Raw genomic sequence first — 20,734 nt, forward strand, 5'->3', positions numbered from 1 at the left:
CAGATATGTAGCCTGTGTGACGGGAAAATAAAAATTGTATCTGGCAGTATTATCAAAGAAGTTCAAGGCACAGATTATACGCGCTTATTTGACAAAGATAAGCTAAGAGAAATTTTTGGTAATTCATATTATTTAACCCGACTCAGCATAAATACATATAACGGTGATAACGAAGCTACGAATACACGCTTTTTAGGGGTAGAAAATTGGCAAGGGCACTTATATCAGTATTTTTCACAAAAGCTAAGCTGTAGTGTTCGTATTAATTACAGAATGGTTTACATATATCCATAAGCATTTTAGTCAGAAGCAGCGATAGGCAAACTATTTCCATGTTCCAAAGCAACGCCAAAAAATCGTTATTATTTCGCTTGCAGATTTGCTTGAAGAATATATCCATGCTTGAAATAACTTTGTTCCAACCCCATTTAATGGAATTGAAATCCAAGGAGCACATGATCCGGCTGCTGTTGCTATAACTGAAACCCAGGTTTTGGATTCCATTGGGAGGGGAACATTAACTTTTCCACCAGAATAATAATTCCAATTATCTGGAGTTTGCATATTTATATCCTCAAAACGTTTACTTCCCCACATTTCAAGTGTGCCATCAGCGTATTTGCGATAATATCCATTATCATTATGACCAGATTCAATTATGCTATTGCTATTTAGTGACTCAAGTTCTTTTTCCAATTCCTCATTGGTTTTTCTCAGCGTAAAGAGCTGTTCTACCGCCGTGATGCTCAGTCCCTCTATCTTCACCCTGTACAGAGGAAGTTCTCTCACCTTTCCCGCCTTGTATAGGTCTTCTTGTACAATCTCTGGATCCGTTGCTGTGCTTCCTGCCGTGCCCTTCTTGACTTCACATGTGTATGTATCGATACCGCCCGTTCCGGTCGTCTCGAATCTCGCTACAATGATATCGTTCCTTTTCTTTCCACTCTGCCCATTTTCAATTTCGCAATCAATATAATCCCCGTAAGGGATACGGGCGAAATGTCCTCCTACGCAAATAATTCCATCTGCGATTCTCACCTTATTATTAGACAGCACTGTGGCTTTACACGACTGTCCGTTGGTAGATACTCCATCTCCACCAAACATGCTCAGGTAGATGGACGCGTCATCTTCCGCGTATATATGCGCCTCGTCTGCTGTTGGAGTATTTACTGTGATTGGTTTTAATCCAGACATTTAATCATCTCCTTTCACTTCATAATCTATCGTTAGCTGTCCATCGTTGATTTTTAATATTTTCTTTTTAATTGGCTTCATGACTGTCGTATCTGTGACTTCGTCATACCCAGCTACAATGTCGCCGATTTCCAAGTCTACATCTTCTATCGTCATTTGACATTTTTTATAGTTCTGCAGGTCTTTCAATCGTTTCGTGCCGTCTTGTCGAAGCTGATTTGCGTCTGCGCTTGTGAATATGTAGACTGCTGCCACTTCGTCCAATCCATAATAATATTGCTCATCACCTATCGTTCCATCCTCTTGTACATACAGGTGTAATATAGTTCTGTCTTGATTCTCACCTTCTCCAGCGCACACCAGATGGTTGACGCCAGCTCTGTAGTCTTCTATATCCAGATTAATGCTACATTCCTGATCATATTCTTCATTAAGAATCTTCTTTTCTTTTGCCCCTATCTGCACATATCCATATTCCAGCCCTTCTGGCTGAATATATTTGATATCCAGTCGGTATCCGTACTGATCCAGGAGCTTCATAATGGCATCATATAATGTTACATATCGGTCTACTGACCAATTCTGCACCTGTACTCCCGTATTTTCTGTTGACACCGCAAACAGGTCTTCGAATCTGTCTCCTATTAATGTTTTCAGCGTTTCATTCAGCTCTCCTGAGAGTATTAAATGTTCCTCCCCCAAGGGAGGTTCAACTACTTTGTATTCAAGCATCCCTCTCCATGTTGGACCTGAAAACACTACCTCATTACTTTCTGATATGGATTCTATATTTTTAACGATTCCGCCGTATTCTGTTCCTGGAATGTATACCCTTCCCTTATTTCCGATAGACTCTCTATCCCATTCTGATTTGGGCAAGCGTATTTCAAAATCGTTTGTATCACCATTGTCCAGATCTACTTTTGCTGTTTTATTCAGCTCTCCGCATTCTTCTCCTGTTGATTTTGCAGTGATGAACATTAATTCTTTTTCCTCTGGGATATCTGTTACAATCATCTCCATTTCGGTTCCCCTCTCTCCTCGTAAATAATCAAGTCGAAATCAAACTTACCTGTCCATGATATAGGTTGTCGCCCCGGATCAATTTTTCTGAAAAAGTTTCTTCCTTTCTGACGATTATGATACAGATTTTCCCGTTCGCCATTCTTTGTCACTTTTATGATGGTCCTGCTCCTGCTGTCAATGGCAAGGTATTCCTCCTCTTCCAGTATCACATTCACCAGATACGGTACACCACCTATTGTGACCATTGGATTTACCGCTGATCCGTAAATGATCAACTTGAAATTCGAATTCGTAAAATGTGGATTGATTATGTAAGTGCTGTTCATTCCATTCGCATATCGATACGGATATCTTCCATGATATCTCTTATTATCCGTACTGCTTACACCGAAACTATGAAATGTATATGGATTTTCTCCGACCCACATTGGGTACTCCACGGCAAGCGTTAGGCTTACATCTATATATCCCGCTTCCGGTTCCCATTCCGACTTCTCACTAGCCGTCACATAGCAGTTGAGATACATATCTCCCACGTATAATCTTCCTGGTGTCTTTTTTAAGACGTCAATGTCTGTGATCTCGTGCAAATAATCAATTGCCTCTTCATAGTTTTCTACACCATAATTTACAATGCTTAATGTCAGTGTTCTTTCTTCCAGGTCTTTTCGGATATTGGTGATTTTTCCACCTCCGCCAAGTCTCTGTTTACTTTCATAGTTCCATTTGTATCCGAACAGCTCTCCTGTCTGAAGCATGTATGGCGGTTCCAACAAGTCAATCTTCTCATTATTGCTATTTACATAATAGATGTCTTTCACTGCTGTACCTCCCGCACAAATCTTCCACATTCGCGTCTGTCCATTACCATTTTTATTCCATCAATGTTTTTTGCAAATTCTTCAGATGCAATTCCTGCAAATTCTGATGCCAGTTTCTGAATATCTGAATCCTGTATATAGGCTTTTACAGATTCGTCCTTTCGTTTCCACAGCTGATCTTCTTTGACCCTCACGGCTCGGATTGCCTTTTCTGCCGACCGGTTCGTCTGGGCGTTTACTGTCGTTTGAACCATTGCCATTGTTTCCGGGATATTCAGTGTCTTGATTTTGTTTTGCAATGTTTCTAATTCCAAAGCGCTCAGTGTTCTTTCTGACAGCTTTTCAGCTTCCTGTACTGCCACATCTGCGTTTTCCTCAATTCCTCTACCAAATCCAAGGTCGAAGTTCTTGCCGGACTTTTTCGTTTTCCTCGACGGGGAATGTTCGTCAAGTGTTCTTCTGACTGCGTTGTAAGCTGCTGATGCCAGCTCTGCTGCCGCTGATGCGGCACTTCTTACCCAGGAGCCGATACCTCTAACGAATCCGGAGCCAAAGTTAGAACCCGGTGAATAACCATCGGCTGATTCTGCCCCTGATTTTGCATTTGATGCAAGTGCGCGTCCTTTTGCGCCAGCTTCACTGGCTTTTGCTCCAACTCCTGCGGCATATCTCGCACCGAACATACTGCCTGCTCCGGAAGAGTCTATACTTCCAGCTCCTTCGTTGGCTGCTGTAGCATTAGCACGCCCGGCATTCTTAGAATTTCCTGTTTTAGACTGTATTCCTAGTCCGAACAGATTCATAATCTTACTTCCGATACTTTTAGCACCTTCCAATACTCCGCCACTTTGCAAGGAATTCAGAAAGTCTGTAATTACACTATTTCCTTTTGTGCTCAGCTCTCCAGTGCCCTGTTCCAGTCCTTGTACTGCTCCTGGCCATACATTAGAAAATATCTCTTCCACTTTTCTTGATGGAGAATGCACTTCCAGTGCTGTCCTTAAAGACTCCAGGAATGCATCTGCTCCCTGTTCTGCCGGATCTGCCAGGTCTTCAAAACCTTGCAGTCCTTCCAAGGCTCCATACCAGGCTTGTGCAAATGTATCTTTTGTTTTGGAATCCAGGCCGTTGAAACCGTTAATAAAACTGTTTAGGTCTGCCTGTGCTTCGGCGTCCAGTTTTCCGTCCAGATCTGCCTGTGCAAGCGCGCTTATCATTGCCGTGCCGGCTTCTGGTCCTATATCTTTGATTCCCTGTGCGATTCCTCCCGGAAGCTTGCTGAATTCATTGATGGAATCAACCGCGGCTTTTGACAGCGACTGATACGTGCTGTCTGCCATCTGTAATGTTCCATCTTGTACAAGCTGCATAGTACTTATCATAGAATTGGCAGTATTATACATCTCGTCACGCGCGCTCTGTGAGCTTGCAAGTGTCTCTTCGTTGAATGATCTGTATCCGGTTATTAATTGATTCAATGCAGCTTCAATCTGTTCTGAACTTCCAGAAGCCATAGCCTCAACTAATGCATCATAGTTATTGACTTCTGACGATAACTGCTCCATGGAACTTCTAGTGTTATCTAACTGTTTTTCCAGCTTTTCCTGTTCGCCTTTTGCCTTATTCCATGCGTCTTCGTAAGCCGCTGCTGCTAGTGAGCCTTTCCCTGATTCTTCTCGATATTTTTCCTCTGCCTCAGTAACCTTTTTCTTTTGTTCTTCCAAGGCTTTGCTGACTTCTTTATATTTTTCCGCGGCATCTATGGACTTCTGGTAAGAATCTGCCATCTCATCCTTCATGGATTCTACAGTAGCTTCTGCTTTTTTCTGTACAATCAGTTCTTTGATTGCCTCAACAGTCTCTCCGTATTTCTGGATCACACCATCCGTCATTTCTATCTCGGTACCAAGCGCTTCTGACAGTTCCCCAGTGATCACCTTTGCTCTCTCTTCGTATCCGGCTTTCACCTGACCATTGGCATCGGTGATTGACTGTAATTCAGATAACAACGAGGAATACTTGTTGTATTCCCGATCAATGCTTCCAATCGCTTCCTCTCTCGCCTGTCTTTCTTCTGCAAGAGTATCTGTAATCTCCTGACTGGATTTTAGTGCTTCTTTCTGGCTGTCCGATAGCTCATATTGTGCCTTCGCCGCATCACCTGTCGCTGCTTTAATCGCATACATGGCACCTACCAGAGCTGCTGCCGCTACAACGATTGTTCCTATTGGATTCGCCGTCATTGCAACATTCAGCTTTGTCTGTGCGGCTGTCCACAGACTCGTAAGTCCTGTTGTTGCAGTAATCTGACCATTGTACACCGCCATGAGCGTCTGACGCGCTGTAAGCCCTCCATTGGTCGCCATTAACTGCAATGCATTGGCTTTCTCCATTTTATTAAGTACTAAGGTAGCCGCTGCATTCGCTTTTACAACCTTTGTCGTTACCTTGCCAATTGCTGAAAATGATTTCATTCCGGCTGCTGATGACACTACAAGCGGTGCTAATGTTCCGAAGTTCTTAGCCAGGAACTTCACTGTGCTTGCCGCTACCGGAAGTGTTGTTTTTGCAAGCTTACCGCCTACATTCACGATTTCCTGTATTGGCCTTACAACTCCGGCTGCTTCGTCACTCATTCCTGCGATTTCATCCGCGGTATCATTGAATATCTCACCGGCTTCTGCTACAACTGCATTCAGTCCACCGGACTGGAATGCTTTTGACAGACGGTTGATATCCTCCGTTCCTTTATTCACCGCGTCTTTGAGCGGTGTCTGCATCTTTTCGTAGATTGCAATGCCGAATCCCTCTAGTGCAGATCCGGCTATCGTAATGCTTCCTTTTAGATTGTCATTCATGGTGTCCGCCATTTGTTCAGCGGCACCGTCTGCATTGTATATTGATGTCTTTAAGGCATTGAAATCTTCATCAGAAGCATTTACAATGGCAAGTAATCCGGACATTCCTTCCTGTCCTGCCAGTGTCGCTGCATACTGCGCTTTCTGTGCCTCTGAAAGTCCGGAAAAACTCTGCCTTAAGTCTCCCATAAGGGTGTCTAGTGATTTTGTTTTTCCTTCCGTATCATTTATTGAGATTTTAAGTTCTTCCATTGCCTGAGCCATGGCGTCTGTCGGTTTTACAAGGTTCGTGAATAGCTGTCTCATTGATGTTCCAGCCTGACTTGCCTTGATACCGGAATTAGCCATGAGTCCGATTGCTACTGCACAGTCTTCCACGCTGAATTTCAGCGCTCCTGCCACTGGTGCTACATATTTGAACGTCTCACCCATCAATGCTACGTTGGTGTTTGAGTTCGAAGATGCTTTTGCCAAAACGTCAGCAAAATGTGAGCTCTCTGACGCTGCCATTCCAAATGCAGTAAGGGCATCTGTTACAATATCTGATGTTTTTGCGAGGCTTTCTCCTGAAGCTGCTGCCAGGTTCATAATTCCATCAATACCGCCTAGCATGTCTTTGGTCTTCCACCCAGCCATAGCCATGTACTGAAAGGCTTCCGATGCCTCTGTGGCTGAGAATTTCGTCTTGGCGCCCATCTCCTTAGCCTTTTCAGTTAATTCGCTTAAATCAGCGCCTGTAGCTCCTGAGATAGCGGACACCTTTGACATACCTGCTTCAAAATCAGCTCCGACTTTGATGGAGTATCCTGCCATAGCACTTATCGCGGCTGATGCCGTGCTTACTGCTACTGTAATTCCTGTCATCGCTTTACTCGCGAGCGATGAAAATTTGGACATTGCCGCTTCTGCTTTTGCACTGTCCAATTCGGTCGTGATTCGGATTGTTCCGTCACTGGCCACTTTGCGTCACCTTCTTTCGGTACGCAAAAAAAGCACAGCCTTTCGCTATGCTTTCATTGCTATTTTATGGGGTGACAGGAGCTTACGCCTGTCATTCCTTACCCCTGCTTCCTGGATTTCACATATGCTATCCAGGAAACATTTCTTTGCTCTAGTGTCATTTTCTTTTTGTCTTTACTAAGGCTATAGAGTTTTTTCATCTCATTGATGTATGCTCTTCTATCTCTATCCATGCCAGATGTGCTTACCTTTCGGTAATACATTATTTTCTTCATCTGCGTCTCTTCGTTTAGGGAATCGAACAGAGCTTTGAATTTCCACCAATGCAGATCCTGTATTTCTGTAAGGTCTATATCGTACTGCTCTTTGAATGCTGTATAGATATATGCGGCATCTTTTGAGAATGAGTACGCTGGTTCTCCTGTGCTTTTTCTTACATACCGTTTCTTTGTCTCTTCCTGCTCTTCCACGCGTTCTCCGCAGCCGTAGAACCAGAGGATTTTTTCTATCGCCTCCGGAAGATTCTTCGGAATCCACGGATAATACAGAATCAGCATTTTCAGTATTCGCTCTTCGTCTTTCATGTCTGAATTCAGAAGTGCATCTAACTGTATCCCTACCCGAAAATCTGTGTTTATCGGAACTTCTTTCCCGTCTATTACAACTTTGGAAGGAAGTTCCTTTGTAATCATGTCGTAGATCATTTGCTAAACCTGTCAATCAGTTCCTGCTTTTTCTCTGTTACCTTTGGTGTAATGTGTTTTTCATACATATCATACATCTCTTCCATGATATCCATACACTCCAGAAGATCTGTGCTTTCCCCAAATACTTTTTTCGCCTGCTCTTCTCCGAAAATGTCTGTTACATAATCAATGACTGCCTGGCACTGCATTCTAATTCCGTCAGATCCTCTTTCGCATTTTGCTGCTTCATTGAATGTTTTTACTACTTTGTCAAATCCGTCTTCATACCGTTTCGATACTTCCGGATTCAACAGATTCGCTTTCAGTGTCTGTCCCTGTAATACTACTTCAATCATTATCTTCCTCCTCTACCGCTTCTGTTGATACGCTGTTTGTCTCAGCCTCTGTTCAAGAAGCTGAGTACTCAAACTCCTCCGGTGTCTTTCCCTGTTTCTTGAACTCAATGTCAATGGAAGAAGATTCTCCGGCATTTCCTGAACCGTCAGAATTTACGATAATGGAACACTGTCCTTTTTCTCCTTTTCCGTTCAAAATATTAAAGTACAGGTAGTTTACAACAACCTTGTTTCCTGTGCCGTATTTTCTCTCGTGAGCCAGGCAGTAATCCTGAGCTTCGTCGCCAACATATCTGTCTCCTGTCACTGAGAATGATCTCTGCGTTCCTGTCTTCATTGTGTTCTGTCCTGCACGGATATAGGTCTTATCCTGTGTGATCGGATTCAGGTTAGAATCCAGTCCGGCAATTCCCATCTCCACAACCACAAAATCTGCCGGTGTGGTTGCTGTCTTTCCTCCTGGGTTTGTGTCAATGGCAAACACATAGTCGTCATTGGTTACCCAGCCTTCATAATTCGCGTCTATGGTATAACCTTTCATTAACTCGCTTAATTTCATGTTCTACTTCTCCTTCTCGAAATATACAACCCTGCATGGTATCTGGTACTGCGCAAGTGCATTTTCCCAGTCTACCGTCGCAAGGTTCGGCATGTTCTGTAAGTTCTCAATTTTCTTAATCTGGCACTGTTCCCCGAAATCCGGGTAATTCTTTTCCCGGTTCTGTTCCTCAATCCAGTCCATGAATTCCTGTCCAACTTTCATAGCCTGCATATTCAGGTCGTCCGTATCCATGGAATAATGCCATGTGATCAATATGGTGAAACCATATTCCTTGTCTGCAGCTCTTATATACTTCCTCAGTACTCTTCCGGAAAAATTCGTGATAAATGATACGGAATGCGCCTCGCCATCTGCAAAGTTAAACGTCATATTCGCTTTACAGAGTTCATTTATTTTATCTCTGACATATTCCGTCATGATTTCATGTTTATTCATCGTTTACTCCTTATGTATGCCTGTACTGCTGCCGTATAAGCTTCCATCTTTGCTGCTTTCATTTCTTTTTCCCACTCTGCTGTTGCAAGTGGGTGTCTGGCTCCGCTATGATTCAGGAACCGGTCTGTCACAACTTTACTTTCACCTTTTTTCGCCCAAGGACTTCCCGTGATTCTGGACACCATGACATAACCTTCATGCTGGAAGTGTGCATAAGGTGACAGATAATGAATGACTCCTTTATCTCCTTCCACGAATGTTCGAACATTTGAAGACAGAACCATGTTCTTTGCCGGAACATATGGCGTCATTAGCCTTTTTGCTTCCTGTGCCATGAATAGCAGCGTTCTCTTCCCTCCGGTCGCCTCTGTTGTGATTATCGGTATCGGCTTATTCCATTGGAAATGTATATCCATCTAACCACCTACCCTGTAATGTTTCTCACACATGTGAGAGGTGTTGTCCGAAAATGCAGTGACCTCAAACGCTTCTGGTTTCCATCTGTTCAGCAGCTCCGATGCAGTGTTCGGTGTTTTTCCGGTGATTTCTTCCTGGCAGTCACCTTTTACTACAATGTCGCCTATGTTGAATGTGAAATAACCTGCTCTTTCTTCTTTTGAGAGTTTTGTATATTCCCTGTACGGAAGATACTGTGGAGACTGTGCGATTCTGGCGGTGTACACACTTGCCATGCTTGCAGTTTTATCTCCGTTCGTTCTTCCCATTACACACTTGAAGAAACACTTATCCACTGTCGAACGATGCCAGGTGTTCTCTTTTTCACCACTATCTTTTGCTTTTACGCAATTGTATATGGTGATTGTCTGGTTATAGTTCGGATTCATGCCTACCTCCCACTGTATAGAAGCCCTGTGTCTGCCAGATGCTTATATAAAGTCTCCTGTATCTTTTCTTTTCTCTTGGATTCTGTGTAGATGGAATTGGACAGGTCGTAAGTACCCGTCTCTCCATCGTTTCCGAAAGAGGCTAACGGTCCAGGTGCGTCAGATCCAGAATACCTGTCGTACTTACACAGATATTCTGCGACGTCGCACACGCAATCTTTTACCTCTTCCGGTATCTCATCTAATCCTCTGCATCGGTTGAATGTGATCTTATCCACCTCAGCTCGCGCCTGCTTTTCATAATACAGATAGTTGCCTTCTGCAATTACTGGCTCTTTTCCAAGGAGGTATTCCTTTTCATAGTATTCGTAATCTGCATACATAACGATCTCCTTATGAGAAGTCTACTAACAGGCTTGTGTCCAGTTCCTTGATTCCATAAATACAATCGAAAGAGACTGTATCTTTCTTTGTTTGTGGGTCATAATCCATAACTACGCGTACTGCAAGTCCGTTTGCAGATGCGATATGGGCTTTTGATGCACCCATCGGAAGTTCCAGCTGTCTTGTTACAAGAGCAATACCATTTCTGTGGAACCCTAATGCATGAGCCTTGTTAATTACCTTGACTGGTGTTGCAGTTTTAATGTCTGCTGGAAGATTCTGATCTACTTTCAGCGTTCCTGCTCCTCCTGTAAGAGTGAGTGCCTCTGTTACTGTATATGTGTAACCATTCACAATGAGCTGATCTCCTGCCGCAATTGTTCCCGCTTCCGGTTTTCCTTCCGTCACATTAAGTTTTGTAGTATCTGCAGTTCCTGTTACTTTATATTCTGTAACCGTTCCTGGCTTATCTGCTGCAGAATGCGGGCAATTTTCTGTAGAATATGTCTCACATGTGTATACCCTTCCGATTTCTGCATCACGGAGTGCCTGTGATGTTCCCGCATAGCACTGTTTTGCTAAATTGTCGAGGGTATTATACTTGTACTTGATCTCTGCCGGCAATACAAGACGTCTGTTCTGCAACGGTGCGTTCGACATATCGAGCGCTTTTCCTACTCCTGCGATATCTGTAATGCTCGGTTTTGCTGAAACTGTTGCGGATTTAGCTGCCATCTGAATTCCAACAGCTAAAAGATCCTGGTCGATTGCCTGCGCAATTGCAGATAATGCCGGTGCAACTACCTGAGTAGAAAAATCTTTAATGTCGAGTGTTAATTCTTTCGCTCCAACCTCTACAGTAACATCTCTGAAACGATCCATCTTTACAACTGCCGAACCTTCGGTGATGTTCTGGCTGTGTACCTGCCCTGTAAAGTTCTTTGCTGAGAATCTTGCAGGCTTTCTGATGGTAATGCTGTCTCCTACTTTTACAAATTCTTTCGAATAGTCTCTGTGTACAAGATTTGCCATGGTGAGCTGGTTCTCCAGTACCATGAGCGCCTCCTGTGCAATGATTTTCGGTGTTAAAAATGTATTTAGCATTTATTTATCCTTCCTTTCCTATTTGCCCTCTCTCCATGCTCTATACTCTTCATAGGACATGTCTTCCGGGTTCTTTCCTGGCGGCGTGACAGTCTGTCCTCCTGTCTGTCCAATTGGGTTGTTGATTGGCTCATCGTCTCCGAACATGTAGGCATTTTCTTCCTTGCATGCATTGACTGCTGCCTGCACGTCTGCAGTCTGGTCTTTGCTTTCCATTAAGCTCGGAATATCCAAAAGCGCTTTGATTGCTTTTGTATTTCTTCCACCTAATGTCGTGATTGCAGCGTCCAGAATTGCATCGAATTTCATCTGTGCAATCTGATTTTCATATTCTTCTTTCTGTGTTCCCATTTTTGTGGTGAGGTCAGCTAAATCAGTCTGTAACTGTTTTACATCCACCCCTTCAAAGCCTCTCAGCGTCTCCTCTGCCTCGTCAAGCTGGCTTCGCAGTGTGTTTCTTGCGGTATCTGCCTCATCATACTTGGCTTTGCTGACATATTCGCCTTTATTCAGGTCAATCAGCTTCACCTGTTTGTCTTTGTTCTCTGGTTTCTCGTTGTACCCTTTGATGAGATTTACGAATTCCTCATATCTGTCTCCAAGTACTGCTTTCAAAAAATCCATATTCTTTCCTTTCCATTGTGTTTTTGTTTTTATCTGCGGTGTCTTCCGCCCACAATACGTTGTTTATATCTCTGTTCGCAAGAGAGCGTTAGTTTATATGACTTCCCGGTCAAAATTGTATAAAAATAAGACGCATAACCCTGCGTCTCAACGGGAGATATCTGGATCACCGCCTTCCTAGGCAACAATGCTCTTGATTCCATAAGCTAATGCGCTGTCATGCTCAATCACACAACCTCTTGCATCTTCCCACCCCTGCGCAAAATACGCCACATCTGCTCCTGACAGAAGTTCCAGGGATTTTCCAAGGAACCACAGTGGTTTTGCATCTGCGGGTGCTTCCTGGAAGAAGGAATCAATCACTTCTACCGGTTCACCGATCATTTCTTGTGCAAGCTCAATTGCTTTCTTGCGTTCTGCCAGAATATCTTCATCTGACTTACCTCTCATAGGCTGACTAATAAATAATTTTTTCACTTTTTCTCACCTCCCCACCTTAAAAATGGATATAAAAATACCACCGGCCATATTGACTGGTGGTACCTATTTCATATTTTGAAATTTTATTCCCTTTTTACATTCTTTTTCGTAGGGCTCCTCAAAAACCGCATCTGGGATTCCATCTGGAAATGCTTTGCATTTCATTTTGTTCGAATCTGTAAAACAGTGTTTGCATATCATGCATTTTGGAACTGCAGAACTATTTCCTCCTCCAAGGAAGGATGTATTTTTCGATAAGTTTCCTTGCTTCATCTGGTATCCTTTCTCCATTCCTGTATCTGACGAATGCTTCCGCCAGGCATTCTCTTCCATCTTTTGTTCTGTCTGCATATTTTGAAATTCCCGGAACGTACTGACCTTTTATTTTTTGAACCATGTTCATGTATTCCGTTGCAGTAGTGCAATTCTGGAATGGAATTATATGTGCTATTTCATGAGCAATACAATCTTCGTAGTTTTTCTCTGCAAAGTATCCATCAGAATGTTTTGCTCTTATTCTTTCTTCAAGCTTATTATAATCTATTGAATAATCAAATACAATCCCATGTTTTAACACGCCGTCTTTATCCAAATACGCTCCTGTTAAGAAGAAATCATGTCCATTAAGCTTTTCGCCCTCTATCGAATCCAGGTAGATGATATATTCTTTCTCCAGCTTCTTAAGTGCCTGATTTATTTTCGTTTCAATATCCTGATTCAATTTTGCTTTCTTTACCACTTCCTGTGGGATAGACAGCTTCATTTCACTTAACTTTTCGCTCTTCTTGGCAATCTTAGTAGATATTCTTCCAAGTCCATCCATGTAGATCCGGTCTCTCTGCTCCGGGAGCTTCATGGTCTTGGAGAATCTCACGTATTCGTTCATGGTTTGGTTGTATCTCGCCTTTGCGCCCATGATTTCCAGTTCGTTTAAGCTGCCTTCTTTCATCAGCTTAATGTCCTGTCTGTATTTTCTCATGGTCAGTTCCATTTTTCTCTGATACTGTAATGCCTGATATGTATTATACTCCTTGCCGTAGTATGGTGTTGTCTCATTTTCCCTCGCCACCATATCTTCCAGTTCTTCATCGGTATAGTTCCTTACGGATATTCCAGGAACGAAAGGTTCATACCAGTGGTAGCAATTGGCTCCACATAATCCGGTCACGGTTCCCAATCCGCAGACTGACTGTAATTCCTTATACGGATATACGCGTCCCTGCCATGGCTGATGCGTCGGTCTTGCCCCGATGTGATAAGACACTTCATAAGTGTCAGTGTCCAGATCATCAGCCAATTGCTCATTGATATGCCCAATCACTTGACGAAAACCGGTCATTAGTGCTGTCCTGGAGGCTGAATCTACCCTGTAAGTCCTGCCGGAAGCATATTCCACAGTTCGAAGTCCGCTCCTGGTCATATCCTGTATTACCTTTTTGAGCGCCACATCGTAGCTGAATGCCCCTGTGGTCACTCCAAGTATGGCTTCGTCTAGGGATTTTTGAAAGAACTTAGCTGTGGGGAGGAATTGTCTCTTCCCATTCACGATTCTTGTGAATCCCAGTGTCTGTGAGATATTCTGGAATGTTCCTTTTGTCTGTGTAACTGCTGCCGCAACCGTCGCCTGTATATCCGGGTGCTTTCCAAATGGTGTCTGTTTCTTTCCCATGGAATCATACGTATCTTCGTACTGACCGTAGATATTTGCGGTTGTCTGGTTGTATAGCCTGTCTACTTCCTCATCAGAGGCTTTGAGATATATCTGGATCTGCTTCTTGATGTAATCATCAGAATATCCCATCTGTCTTAATACATTGACCTGATAGTCTGCTGATGATGTCATGGACTTCTCTATGTCCAGGTTCGCTTTTATTCTCCGGACAATATCCAGCATGATGTTTACTTCCAAATTCCTGGCTGCTTTTTCCATCGCAAGTGTTAGTGCTTCGATTTCTCCTTGTGACATCATGGCTTACACCTACTCAATCACATCGGCTGTCTGAGCTACCATTTTCTTGGCTGTCTCTTCGTCCTCTGCATAATGCTTCATACGGTACTCCCATAACTGCATAGCTCCAAGCGCTACATCTGCCCTGTCGTTCTCTCGTTCTGTTGCTTCATCCTCCAGAATACTATCCTTGAACGTGCAGCTGAATTCATAGCCACTGCGTAACATTGCATTGTAGAATGCAAGCGCATATACCAAATCTTCCAAGCAATCCTTTAAATTGGACTGAATCGCTGCTACCATGTTAAACTTTCTCTTCTTGGCAATCTTGGCTTCTGTGGCAGTCTTATCTACATCTGCAACATCTGACAGATCTCCATAGCTTAAGCATACACTGAACTCTAACTGTCTTAGATGGTAGTTGAGTCCGTTGATGATGTTGGTGTCCCGGAATTCCGGCGACCATTCCCGGTAGAAGTCCTTGTACTCTCCATCCTGAAGGTCTACGGTTCTGTATAAGCGCTCATCGAGATCTGCAGTCTCAAATGACATTTCACCATTCGGTCCAATTGTTGTCTTCTTGACCGCCTGCGGTGTTACCTGTATCGCACGTTCGCCGGATTTGAATTCCCATTTTATGCGCGCATTCTGATTGTCCACCTCTTCCAGTCTGTCAATTCCGGCTTCGTAGATAGATACACCACAAGGACTCCCATCTATCTCATTCTTGATTGGATTACGATAATAGCCGAAGTCCGGCTTATCTATCCCCTGATAGGAAACGCTCTTCGGAAAGTTCTTCCACTCTTCTACAGATTCCAGACTTATCTCTCTTCCTATGTCGTCCTGTGACTTACTGACAAATGCCCGATTACTAATCGTTAGCATGCTATCTATTAAGGTGTGTCTTTCCAATCTGCGGTAGTAATCTTCTCCATCTTTCTTATCTTGAATGAATACTACATCTGTCAACCTGCCTCTTTCATCATAGGCAAGTGGTACGAACTTATCCGCTGTTAGATACTCTACCTTATCACCGCCCAACGGCTTGATGATGAATGATCCGAGTGCTAGCCCAGATTGCAGGTTCTCATTCAAGTCTTGAATCGCTTTCTTGTATATATCATCCAAGCGTTCAATGGATACCTGTGACTCCATTTCATTCAGACACACGTTGGCGAACTCCATACAGATGCCCTGCTCTTTTCTCAATGACGTTACGCTTCCTTTGCACCAAGGTGCTATTCCGATATACATGTTATGCCAAAACTCTATTCTCTCCTGCATGACACTTGAAATGCAGGGCTTTACATCTAATGCCTGTTCTATGCTTTTTGCCGGGAACATCTTTCTTATCACCCCTCTCACGAAGGTCTTTATTCTTTCGAGCATTACTCGCCCCTCCGTTTCCATATACTGTTTGTTGCATACCTTGTGGCGTCAATCGTGTGATCGTTACCATCTGGGTAACCACTGATGACTTCTCCGTCCTTATCTCTTTCGTACTCATATTCCATGAACTCCTGTGCCGCTACCGGACATCTTACATTGTCAATGATGATCTCCCGGAGTGATTGCAGCCATTTGTACGAATATGTACGGCTGTCCGGTCCTTTGTTTGCCGGACGTGCAAATAATCCGTATGCTCTATAGTCTTCGATAGACTTATTTTCTGCACTATCACAGGTCAATAAATCATTTCCTGTGATTCCGAGCTTGATCAGCTCTTCAGCAGTTTGTTTGTTTCGTTTCTTCTGGCAGGTGTACTCCTGCCAAATGTATAGTCTCAGCCTTGCCGCGTCATAATGAACACGGACAAATGCATACTTGTCTGGATAGAATCCCCAGTCAACACCATTTTTGATGTTATCGAACTGAGCTATCTCTTCATCGGTAATCGCTCGGATTACCAGATTATCGAATACACTTCCTCCGGATCCGTTAGGAACTCCAAGATATTCATTCTCGTAAGCATCTGGGTTTGTCTCTTTCAGGAACTGAGCCTCGTCAATGAATGGCTTTCCAAGCCATTTCTGAGGAATGTCCAGATATGTGCTCTCTGTCACAAGCCTTGTGGCTTTCGGTATCTTGATGTACTTATTCGCCCAGTTGCTTGCACTCTTCGGTGGGTTGAACGTCTTGAAGATATAGGCTACATCTCCACCTCGGATTACAGACTGTTCAATCTTTCTGACTGATTCCGGACCGGTGAACTGGTCTAACTCTTCCAACCACAGGATACCGATATATCCAAATGGTACTTTTATGGATTTCACTTTTCCCGGATCATCTGCTCCACGGAAGTAAATCTTCTGGCCGGTACTCTTTCTCGTAATCTCCAGTGGGCTTACGGTTGCATCGAATTCTTCTGATAGTCCTAATGCATCAATCGCCCATTTCACTTGCTGGTATATAGAACCCCTCATTGTATCGGCAACCTGTCTCATAACTACCGCATGCATTTCCGAATTCTTCATGATCAGATCTATAATGTTCAGACTGACAAATGAGGACTTGGTACTTCCTCGTCCTCCTGGGAAAACATATTCTGTATGTCTCTGTTCCTGGATATCAAAAAGCACCGGTGCAAATACCGGTGCGACCATAGTGGCTGGAATTCCAGTGTATTCTTTTTCTGGCGGTGGCTCAGGCATTATTTTCTGAGTCTCCATCTGAAGCTTCTCTATCCTTGCCTTCTGCTCCGTGGTGGCAAGGTCCATGTGATCGGACAGCCACTGCATAGCTTTCATTCTGTCCGCAAGCTTAATACCTGCGCCGTCTCTTCCCTGTTTTACTTCAGCAATGATTGTACCGTCCACATTTGCAGAATCTTTGAATCTTGCAACATTCACTATTTTTGTGAGCGTTTTTTCTTTTCCAGTCTTTTCGTCTTTAATCTTTGCAGGTCCATACATTGTCATCACAGGAACTTCCTCTGTCCCGAATTCCATGTAATCTGTGATGTCTGAAAAGGCTATGTCCATATACTTTTGAAATATATCTGCTTCGGATAGCAGCTCTCTATTGAGCTTATTCTGCTTTAGGCTTTGGATTTCATTTTTTATCTTAGTATTTCTTAGCATTTTGCTGCCATTAACCATGGCAGTTTTATAGCTACATTCATATGTCTTTTGATACGCCTTTGTGGCATTGAAATAGCGCACGTAATATATACAGAAAAGCCTTTGTTTTTCGGTCAATTCTGCATTTTCTGACAATTCTTCCATGCACTCTATTTCTGTATCTTTTTTCTGACTTTTTTCTGTCGTTTTTTGTGTGCACACTTTTTTGCTTTTTGTGTGCACACTTTTTTTGTCATCTCGCGACCATTGATACCTGCTTTTCCAGGATTTTACTGTATTGATTGTTACGCCATACTTTGCGGCGATGTCTTTGTACTTCATGCCGTTCAGATAGTCTGCATAGGCATGGTCTGAATTCGGCGCTGTAGCCAAGGATCACCACCTCTCATTCATTTTTATGTTAATGGTCATACGGGAATTGAACCCGTGACATATGGTTCGAAAACCATTGCTCTAACAACTGAGCTAATGACCATTAGAAATGGCAGCAATCAATTGACTGCTGCCACTGTTCATTCTCTTCTGTTGTTTCGTTCTTCTTTTTATCAGAGCGTGATTAGGCCACGCTCTGATGTGTGAAATTCTAAGGAGTCCTTTGTGATTCGTCTGATCTCATCTTTTGGACGCTATCATATTAACACGAAATACTGTCCCGTGAGTGGTGATGTTTTATATTTTTTGATCTAACAGCCAATAGAATTTTCTTCTGGTTCTGTAATACTTCTGATCTCCGCATGGCATACCTTTGGCATCTCTCAGATACCGATATGTAGCATAATCGCTTGTGACTCCTTCCAGGATCCACTGATATAACTCCGCATCTGTCTCAATGGCAGTCTGCTCAATGGTCTTGCATTTCTGTTCTAGTTCCACTCGTTTGATCGCTAACTGTTCTGTGGCGCTTCCTTGTGGTGGGCTTCCCTGTCCCTCCTTGCCATACTCAATTGCCTTGACGGTATCTGTGAGCGTGGCAAGCTCTCTTCTCCATTCCTGATACTGCATACAGTGATGCTTGAGTTCCAGGAATCTGTGCTTGGAGATATTATATTTCTTTTCATTAATTGGTCTTGTGTCCGGCATATATCCTCCTACGCTGTTCTTCTCCGTACATCTCTCATTGCCTCTGGACTGATTTGCGCGTAATAGCGACTTGTCACAGTCGGATTGGCGTGTCCCATCACTTCCTGAATGATTCCAATGTCTGTTCCCTTATCCTTGAGATTAACTCCCAGAGTCTTTCTGAGCTTATGCGGATAGACTTTACAGTCCATATTCTTGCCTACTTCCTTCATGGCGTTTCTGATGCCACTCTTCTTTAGACGGTTATATGGCGCCTTGTCCCACACGAACAGTGCTTCATTGTCATCTGTGCGACTGTCCAAGTATTTCCGCAAGTGATATCTGGCTACTTCATCTAGATACAGCAGACGATACTTGTAAGACTTTTCACTCATAATCATGATGTCTCCAGTCGCCCAGTCTACGTGATCGATGTTAATCTGTGGAATTTCTCCAACGCGTGCTCCGGTACTTCTGAGCACTTCGATGATGGCTCTGTCTCTCAGAGAGACGCAACCCTCCCGGAGCTGTTCGATCTGTGCTGGCCGGAAGTAATCAATTGGCTTTATTATTTCCTTCATCGGCTCCGTAGCCTCCACCGGATTATAGCTCATGAACTTTTCTTTGCGCATCCATGTGAAAAAGGCTGATAAGTATCGGCGTTCGTTGTTGCAGGTTGACGCCTGATTCTTCTTGCCTCCTGCTGCCACGTTCCGCTTCTCATACCAGTCGAGATAACTGTCAATGTCAATCTCGTCCATTTTGTTAAGTGGCTTTTCTATGACACTGGTAAGACGCATAATGGCATCACGGTACTGAGCCTTTGTCTCTGGACGTAAGTTCTTTTTCTTGATCATCATGAGGCTGATGTAATAACGGTTCTGTTCTTCGGTTGATGTCCTGATTTCTGCCGGAAGATTTGTAATCTCTTCCATGTTCACGGCTACTAATTGTTTTTCAATGACTTTTTGCATGATATCTAAGGTCGTGTTGTCCACGTATCCGGACATCTCGAAGATGATATTATTAATAATTTCGGTTTTGATACTGGCATTATACATAATAGTCCTCCTTGTTTCCTAAGAGGCATTATGGTATAATGCTCTTAGGTGAATGAACAGTAGATATAGTGTCTTGCCGGACGGTCTACTGTTTATTTTTTTTATTGTCAATGTTCACTCACCCTTGACTGCTGCCACAGTTGTTATACTCTTTTTTGGAATTTTTCAAGCATTCTTGCTTTCCAGCCTTCCGGCTGTTCTTCTGGCTGTTCCTGTTTTTCTCTATTGTATAAAAATGATTTTATTTCCCGTTTACACTCTCCACAGTAGCATCTGGCTTTTACCGCGCCTGCTTCAAATGCTGTTGCCAACGCATCTACTGTGCCAAGTATACTTACGCTCTCGGCTGTGATTGCCACTCTATAGATGGTTCCGTCTACAATTGCTTTCCCGCAACGGTCACAATAATATGCCATCATTTTACTCCTCCTCTCCTTATAGTTATTAGCAAGTCTTCCACTCCCTGAATGTATCCTTCGTGGTATTTGTTAACTTCTTTTATTTGCTGATTGCATCTTCTACCAGCTTCACTCTGTAACCTGTTTGCCTGTTCTTCTATTTCGTCATATTCTTTCTTGTCCATTGCAGCCTCCTAAATCTTATCTCCTATAAGCTTTTCTGTTAATTTCATGTATAAGTCTTTGTATATGTCTCTTTCTGCCGCGACTTTGATGGTTTCGTCTGTGTTTTCTGTCTCTATCTGTGATAATTGTTTTTCTAATTCCTGCTGTTTATCAGTCTCTTCCTTAATTCTGTTTCGAAGTCCATCATTTATTCTCTGTGCCTCACTCAGAGAATCTGTCAGCTCTTTCAGCTTTTCTGCCATAGTGTCGTCGCTTTCTGTGATTCCGAGTGAGATGGATAACCCCTTGTTAATTTTCTCTATTTCCTCGTCCGTACAGGTGCGTATGAATCCGTCAATTCTGTCTTTGCTGACACTTACAACCTGCTCGCATAGCGCCGTAGATGGTAGATGGCATTTTACTTTTGCGTGTGTTGGCAGTGATTCATTTGGCTTTTCTACCAGATATGCCACTTCTACCATGTTCTGACTTTCGTTAATGTCGTTGTTCGACACGATAACCGCAGGTCTACCTGTGTCCTGATTTATTTTTTTGATGTAGAATATGTCTCCTCTATATATTTCCATTGTTTTTTTTGCTCCCTTCTCTGTATTTTTGATAGCTTGAAATGCTGTTGGGTCGTAATAACCGGCTCCATTTCTTTTTGCACTGTCCATATTCC

General features: G+C 43.2%; 23 protein-coding genes and 1 tRNA gene. All 24 read right to left on the minus strand.

The window, feature by feature from the left end; all coding sequences use genetic code 11:
- Positions 1 to 324: 324 nt before the first annotated feature.
- Entirely contained in the window at positions 325 to 1,197 is an 873-nt protein-coding gene (locus C7E02_RS20015) for a hypothetical protein (RefSeq protein ID WP_242979036.1), read from the minus strand.
- On the minus strand, positions 1,198 to 2,220 hold the full coding sequence (locus C7E02_RS18820) for a hypothetical protein (protein WP_105310440.1): 1,023 nt from the start codon (positions 2,218 to 2,220) through the stop codon (positions 1,198 to 1,200).
- Positions 2,211 to 3,044, minus strand: a complete 834-nt coding sequence (locus C7E02_RS18825) for a phage tail protein (protein ID WP_105310441.1) — start codon at positions 3,042 to 3,044, stop codon at positions 2,211 to 2,213. Before C7E02_RS18825 ends, C7E02_RS18820 begins: the two co-directional genes overlap by 10 nt.
- Positions 3,041 to 6,862 carry a phage tail tape measure protein gene (locus C7E02_RS18830; RefSeq protein ID WP_203226989.1) on the minus strand — a complete coding sequence of 1,274 codons (3,822 nt, stop codon included), beginning with the start codon at positions 6,860 to 6,862 and terminating at the stop codon, positions 3,041 to 3,043. Before C7E02_RS18830 ends, C7E02_RS18825 begins: the two co-directional genes overlap by 4 nt.
- A gap of 98 nt (positions 6,863 to 6,960) precedes the next feature.
- Positions 6,961 to 7,566 (minus strand): bacteriophage Gp15 family protein, encoded by a 606-nt coding sequence (locus tag C7E02_RS18835; protein ID WP_105310442.1) that lies wholly within the window; start codon positions 7,564 to 7,566, stop codon positions 6,961 to 6,963.
- Positions 7,563 to 7,904 carry a DUF6673 family protein gene (locus tag C7E02_RS18840; protein ID WP_105310443.1) on the minus strand — a complete coding sequence of 114 codons (342 nt, stop codon included), beginning with the start codon at positions 7,902 to 7,904 and terminating at the stop codon, positions 7,563 to 7,565. Before C7E02_RS18840 ends, C7E02_RS18835 begins: the two co-directional genes overlap by 4 nt.
- 52 nt (positions 7,905 to 7,956) lie before the next feature.
- Positions 7,957 to 8,463 carry a phage tail tube protein gene (locus C7E02_RS18845; RefSeq protein WP_105310444.1) on the minus strand — a complete coding sequence of 169 codons (507 nt, stop codon included), beginning with the start codon at positions 8,461 to 8,463 and terminating at the stop codon, positions 7,957 to 7,959.
- A gap of 3 nt (positions 8,464 to 8,466) precedes the next feature.
- Complete coding sequence (locus C7E02_RS18850; RefSeq protein WP_005332035.1) at positions 8,467 to 8,901, minus strand: hypothetical protein; 435 nt, start codon at positions 8,899 to 8,901, stop codon at positions 8,467 to 8,469.
- Positions 8,898 to 9,317, minus strand: coding sequence for a minor capsid protein (locus tag C7E02_RS18855; protein WP_005332033.1), 420 nt, complete (start codon positions 9,315 to 9,317; stop codon positions 8,898 to 8,900). The genes C7E02_RS18850 and C7E02_RS18855 overlap by 4 nt, the downstream gene beginning before the upstream one ends.
- Positions 9,318 to 9,746 carry a DUF6751 family protein gene (locus tag C7E02_RS18860; protein WP_005332032.1) on the minus strand — a complete coding sequence of 143 codons (429 nt, stop codon included), beginning with the start codon at positions 9,744 to 9,746 and terminating at the stop codon, positions 9,318 to 9,320.
- Between the two features lie 2 nt (positions 9,747 to 9,748).
- Positions 9,749 to 10,129, minus strand: coding sequence for a hypothetical protein (locus C7E02_RS18865; protein ID WP_105310445.1), 381 nt, complete (start codon positions 10,127 to 10,129; stop codon positions 9,749 to 9,751).
- A 10-nt stretch (positions 10,130 to 10,139) separates the two neighbouring features.
- Positions 10,140 to 11,234 carry a P22 phage major capsid protein family protein gene (locus C7E02_RS18870; protein WP_105310446.1) on the minus strand — a complete coding sequence of 365 codons (1,095 nt, stop codon included), beginning with the start codon at positions 11,232 to 11,234 and terminating at the stop codon, positions 10,140 to 10,142.
- Positions 11,235 to 11,252: 18 nt separating this feature from the next.
- Positions 11,253 to 11,858 carry a phage scaffolding protein gene (locus C7E02_RS18875; protein WP_105310447.1) on the minus strand — a complete coding sequence of 202 codons (606 nt, stop codon included), beginning with the start codon at positions 11,856 to 11,858 and terminating at the stop codon, positions 11,253 to 11,255.
- A 177-nt stretch (positions 11,859 to 12,035) separates the two neighbouring features.
- Positions 12,036 to 12,335, minus strand: coding sequence for a DUF4406 domain-containing protein (locus C7E02_RS18880; RefSeq protein ID WP_105310448.1), 300 nt, complete (start codon positions 12,333 to 12,335; stop codon positions 12,036 to 12,038).
- Between the two features lie 66 nt (positions 12,336 to 12,401).
- Positions 12,402 to 12,611 carry a hypothetical protein gene (locus C7E02_RS19340; RefSeq protein ID WP_147350434.1) on the minus strand — a complete coding sequence of 70 codons (210 nt, stop codon included), beginning with the start codon at positions 12,609 to 12,611 and terminating at the stop codon, positions 12,402 to 12,404.
- Positions 12,559 to 14,307 carry a phage minor capsid protein gene (locus tag C7E02_RS18885; RefSeq protein WP_005332026.1) on the minus strand — a complete coding sequence of 583 codons (1,749 nt, stop codon included), beginning with the start codon at positions 14,305 to 14,307 and terminating at the stop codon, positions 12,559 to 12,561. The genes C7E02_RS19340 and C7E02_RS18885 overlap by 53 nt, the downstream gene beginning before the upstream one ends.
- Before the next feature lie 9 nt (positions 14,308 to 14,316).
- Complete coding sequence (locus C7E02_RS18890; RefSeq protein WP_105310449.1) at positions 14,317 to 15,678, minus strand: phage capsid protein; 1,362 nt, start codon at positions 15,676 to 15,678, stop codon at positions 14,317 to 14,319.
- The gene (locus C7E02_RS18895) at positions 15,678 to 17,741 is read right to left on the minus strand and encodes a PBSX family phage terminase large subunit (RefSeq protein ID WP_242979038.1); all 2,064 of its coding nucleotides are present in this window, start codon (positions 17,739 to 17,741) and stop codon (positions 15,678 to 15,680) included. The genes C7E02_RS18890 and C7E02_RS18895 overlap by 1 nt, the downstream gene beginning before the upstream one ends.
- 31 nt (positions 17,742 to 17,772) lie before the next feature.
- Positions 17,773 to 17,844: transfer RNA gene (locus C7E02_RS18900), tRNA-OTHER, on the minus strand.
- 194 nt (positions 17,845 to 18,038) lie between these two features.
- Positions 18,039 to 18,449: a hypothetical protein gene (locus C7E02_RS18905; RefSeq protein WP_105310450.1), complete on the minus strand. Its 411-nt coding sequence runs from the start codon at positions 18,447 to 18,449 to the stop codon at positions 18,039 to 18,041.
- A gap of 8 nt (positions 18,450 to 18,457) precedes the next feature.
- Positions 18,458 to 19,489: a tyrosine-type recombinase/integrase gene (locus C7E02_RS18910; protein WP_105310451.1), complete on the minus strand. Its 1,032-nt coding sequence runs from the start codon at positions 19,487 to 19,489 to the stop codon at positions 18,458 to 18,460.
- Positions 19,490 to 19,632: 143 nt separating this feature from the next.
- Entirely contained in the window at positions 19,633 to 19,908 is a 276-nt protein-coding gene (locus C7E02_RS18915; protein ID WP_105310452.1) for a hypothetical protein, read from the minus strand.
- The gene (locus C7E02_RS19285; RefSeq protein WP_158683106.1) at positions 19,905 to 20,072 is read right to left on the minus strand and encodes a hypothetical protein; all 168 of its coding nucleotides are present in this window, start codon (positions 20,070 to 20,072) and stop codon (positions 19,905 to 19,907) included. The genes C7E02_RS18915 and C7E02_RS19285 overlap by 4 nt, the downstream gene beginning before the upstream one ends.
- A gap of 9 nt (positions 20,073 to 20,081) precedes the next feature.
- The gene (locus C7E02_RS18920; protein WP_005332015.1) at positions 20,082 to 20,729 is read right to left on the minus strand and encodes a type II toxin-antitoxin system PemK/MazF family toxin; all 648 of its coding nucleotides are present in this window, start codon (positions 20,727 to 20,729) and stop codon (positions 20,082 to 20,084) included.
- Positions 20,730 to 20,734: the final 5 nt, after the last annotated feature.

This window comes from Dorea sp. Marseille-P4042, from assembly GCF_900290215.1.
In the GTDB taxonomy this organism is placed as follows: Bacteria; Bacillota; Clostridia; order Lachnospirales; family Lachnospiraceae; genus Dorea; species Dorea formicigenerans.

What these genes read in the sequence shown, in the direction of transcription:
- C7E02_RS20015 (WP_242979036.1), bottom strand. Translation starts at nt 1,197, where the DNA reads ATGTCTGGATTAAAACCAATCACAGTAAATACTCCAACAGCAGACGAG.
- C7E02_RS18820 (WP_105310440.1), bottom strand. Translation starts at nt 2,220, where the DNA reads ATGGAGATGATTGTAACAGATATCCCAGAGGAAAAAGAATTAATGTTC.
- C7E02_RS18835 (WP_105310442.1), bottom strand. Translation starts at nt 7,566, where the DNA reads ATGATCTACGACATGATTACAAAGGAACTTCCTTCCAAAGTTGTAATA.
- C7E02_RS18840 (WP_105310443.1), bottom strand. Translation starts at nt 7,904, where the DNA reads ATGATTGAAGTAGTATTACAGGGACAGACACTGAAAGCGAATCTGTTG.
- C7E02_RS18845 (WP_105310444.1), bottom strand. Translation starts at nt 8,463, where the DNA reads ATGAAATTAAGCGAGTTAATGAAAGGTTATACCATAGACGCGAATTAT.
- C7E02_RS18850 (WP_005332035.1), bottom strand. Translation starts at nt 8,901, where the DNA reads ATGAATAAACATGAAATCATGACGGAATATGTCAGAGATAAAATAAAT.
- C7E02_RS18855 (WP_005332033.1), bottom strand. Translation starts at nt 9,317, where the DNA reads ATGGATATACATTTCCAATGGAATAAGCCGATACCGATAATCACAACA.
- C7E02_RS18860 (WP_005332032.1), bottom strand. Translation starts at nt 9,746, where the DNA reads ATGAATCCGAACTATAACCAGACAATCACCATATACAATTGCGTAAAA.
- C7E02_RS18865 (WP_105310445.1), bottom strand. Translation starts at nt 10,129, where the DNA reads ATGTATGCAGATTACGAATACTATGAAAAGGAATACCTCCTTGGAAAA.
- C7E02_RS18870 (WP_105310446.1), bottom strand. Translation starts at nt 11,234, where the DNA reads ATGCTAAATACATTTTTAACACCGAAAATCATTGCACAGGAGGCGCTC.
- C7E02_RS18875 (WP_105310447.1), bottom strand. Translation starts at nt 11,858, where the DNA reads ATGGATTTTTTGAAAGCAGTACTTGGAGACAGATATGAGGAATTCGTA.
- C7E02_RS19340 (WP_147350434.1), bottom strand. Translation starts at nt 12,611, where the DNA reads ATGAAGCAAGGAAACTTATCGAAAAATACATCCTTCCTTGGAGGAGGA.
- C7E02_RS18885 (WP_005332026.1), bottom strand. Translation starts at nt 14,307, where the DNA reads ATGATGTCACAAGGAGAAATCGAAGCACTAACACTTGCGATGGAAAAA.
- C7E02_RS18890 (WP_105310449.1), bottom strand. Translation starts at nt 15,678, where the DNA reads ATGCTCGAAAGAATAAAGACCTTCGTGAGAGGGGTGATAAGAAAGATG.
- C7E02_RS18905 (WP_105310450.1), bottom strand. Translation starts at nt 18,449, where the DNA reads ATGCCGGACACAAGACCAATTAATGAAAAGAAATATAATATCTCCAAG.
- C7E02_RS18910 (WP_105310451.1), bottom strand. Translation starts at nt 19,489, where the DNA reads ATGTATAATGCCAGTATCAAAACCGAAATTATTAATAATATCATCTTC.
- C7E02_RS18915 (WP_105310452.1), bottom strand. Translation starts at nt 19,908, where the DNA reads ATGATGGCATATTATTGTGACCGTTGCGGGAAAGCAATTGTAGACGGA.
- C7E02_RS19285 (WP_158683106.1), bottom strand. Translation starts at nt 20,072, where the DNA reads ATGGACAAGAAAGAATATGACGAAATAGAAGAACAGGCAAACAGGTTA.
- C7E02_RS18920 (WP_005332015.1), bottom strand. Translation starts at nt 20,729, where the DNA reads ATGGACAGTGCAAAAAGAAATGGAGCCGGTTATTACGACCCAACAGCA.